Here is a 2,345-nt window from a genome sequence, read left to right as displayed (position 1 = left end):
CGCTTGACGTGTCCCTCGCCGATGGCGCGGTTGAGCGCTTCCAGCCCGCGCGCTTCGAGCATGGCCAAGGGCTGGCGGGTGGCGGGGCAGCAGAGAAGGTCGAGCAGTTTGCGGTCCATGTGGGGACTCGATCAGCGGTTCGGTCAGGAGGGTAGAATACGTCTTTGCGACAGAGGACGGCCATGACCGCCAGTGCTTCCCGCCCCATCGTGGGCATCGTGATGGGTTCCCGGTCCGATTGGGAGACCATGCAGCACGCTGCGCAGAAGCTGGATGCGCTCGGCGTTCCTTACGAGGTGAGAGTGGTCTCGGCGCATCGGACTCCGGACGTGCTGTTCTCGTACGCCGACGAAGCCGCCTCGCGCGGGTTGCGCGCCATCATCGCCGGTGCAGGCGGCGCGGCCCATCTGCCGGGCATGCTCGCCGCGAAGACCGCCGTGCCGGTGCTGGGTGTACCCGTGCAGTCGAAGGCGCTCAACGGCATGGACTCGCTGTTGTCCATCGTGCAGATGCCGGCGGGCATTCCGGTGGCGACCTTCGCCATCGGCAATGCCGGGGCAGCGAATGCCGGCCTGTTCGCCGCGGYGCTGCTGGCGCCGGAGCATCCGGCCATCGGTGCCGCGCTCGCGGCGTTCCGCAGCCGCCAGACCGACGACGTGATGGCGCACGACGATCCGCGCCAGCCGCTATGACGAMCGTCGGTATCCTGGGCGGTGGRCAACTGGCGCGCATGCTGGCGCTGTCCGGCGCGCCACTGGGCTTGCGCTTTCTCGTGATGGATACCGCCGCGGATGCGTGCGCCGGCCAGTTCGCCCCGCTGCTGGTGGGCGACTATCGTGACGAAGCGGCGTTGGCCGAATTCGCTTCGAAAGTCGACGTGGCCACCTTCGACTTCGAGAACGTGCCCGCGGAGAGCGCGGAGTGGCTCGCCGGCCGCGTACCGGTGTTCCCCAATCCGCGCGCGCTGGCGGTGGCGCAGGATCGCCTGGTCGAGAAGAGCCTGTTCCGCGAGCTGGGGATTCCGGTCGGCGACTTCGCCGATGTCGGCAGCCTCGAGATACTGCGCCGCGAGGTCGAACGACTCGGAGGCGCGTGCATCCTCAAGACGCGTCGCCTGGGCTATGACGGCAAGGGACAGTTCCGCATCAAGTCGCCGGCGGACGTGGATGCGGCGTGGAAGGCATTGGGGACGCAGGCAGGGACCGTCGGCCTGATCGTCGAAGCCTTCATCCCGTTCGAGCGGGAACTGTCCGTGGTGGCCGTGCGTGGCCGCGATGGCGAATTCCGCACCTGGCCGTTGACCGAAAACTGGCATGTCGACGGCGTGCTGTCGGCCAGCCTTGCGCCGGCACACGTCGATGCGGCACTCGCCGAAGCGGCATGTGCGCACGCACGGCGGCTGGCGGAGTCGCTCGACTACGTGGGCGTGTTCGCGCTCGAACTGTTCTACCGGAACGGCGAACTGCTCGCCAACGAGATGGCGCCGCGTGTACACAACTCCGGCCACTGGACCATCGAAGGTGCGGAGACGTCGCAGTTCCAGARCCATCTGCGCGCCGTGCTGGGCCTGCCACTGGGCGACACCCGCGTGATGGGCCACGCCTGCATGTTGAACTGGATCGGTGAGATGCCGGAGGCGTCGTCCGTACTCCAGGAGGCCGGCGGCCACTGGCACGACTACGGGAAGGAGCCGCGGGAGGGGCGCAAGGTGGGCCACGCCACGGTCCGCGCCGACGATGCCGCATCGCTCGCCCACGCCTTGGCCCGCATCGGTGTCGCACTTGAGCGCCAGGCGCAGGTGGCGCCGGTCATTGCGCGCCTGACCGGCTGACGCGGGCGATCATCGGCGGGAAACGCAGAACGGCCGGATCATCCGGCCGTTCTGATGTGTGCGGCATCGCTCCTCAGCGGCAGCGGCCGAAGCGGTCGGGCGATGCGCCCGGCCCGCCCTTCGGGCCGGGCGGATTCTCCCAGTTGGTACCACGGCCGCCGTGCGGTCCCGGCGGGTTGTTGTCGAGGTCCAGCCAGCAACGTCTGGCCTGGTTCCACAGGCCGTAGCGGGGATGCCAATAGCCGTATTGGGGATTGAAGTAGTAGCCGTTCTTCCCTACGACGAACTCGTAGCGCTTGCCGCCGTGCCGGTACCAGCGGCGATCGGGCGACGCGCCCGGGCCGCCCTTCCAGCCGGGCGGATTCTCCCAGTTGGTGCCGCGGCCGCCGGCCGGGCCGGGCGGATTGTTGTCGCGGTCGCGTGGCGCCGCGTCGGCGTTCGCCGACATCGCCAGCAGGACGGTAAGCAGGGATCCAGCCAATCCGTAACGCAGTGCCATGGTGTTCTCCTCGGG

At 68.9% G+C, this 2,345-nt stretch carries 4 protein-coding genes; 2 read left to right on the top strand and 2 right to left on the bottom strand.

The window, feature by feature from the left end:
* A partial coding sequence (locus AC04L7_RS16850; protein ID WP_475513470.1) for a Trm112 family protein occupies positions 1-119 on the bottom strand: 119 nt, incomplete at its 3' end.
* Positions 120-182: 63 nt separating this feature from the next.
* On the opposite strand from AC04L7_RS16850, the gene purE reads away from it, so the two are divergent.
* Both purE and AC04L7_RS16840 read left to right on the top strand, forming a co-directional pair.
* A complete protein-coding gene (gene purE, locus AC04L7_RS16845) occupies positions 183-692 on the top strand; it encodes a 5-(carboxyamino)imidazole ribonucleotide mutase (protein WP_475513469.1) in 510 nt (169 codons plus the stop codon).
* A complete protein-coding gene (locus AC04L7_RS16840; RefSeq protein ID WP_475513468.1) occupies positions 689-1,831 on the top strand; it encodes a 5-(carboxyamino)imidazole ribonucleotide synthase in 1,143 nt (380 codons plus the stop codon). Before purE ends, AC04L7_RS16840 begins: the two co-directional genes overlap by 4 nt.
* Positions 1,832-1,904: 73 nt before the next feature.
* On the opposite strand, the gene AC04L7_RS16835 is transcribed toward AC04L7_RS16840, so the two are convergent.
* Positions 1,905-2,345: hypothetical protein (locus AC04L7_RS16835; protein ID WP_475513467.1), on the bottom strand; the 441-nt coding region annotated here is incomplete at its 5' end.

Source organism: Pseudoxanthomonas sp. LjRoot204_2 (assembly GCF_056175765.1).
This window is presented reverse-complemented; position numbering and strand designations above follow the sequence as displayed.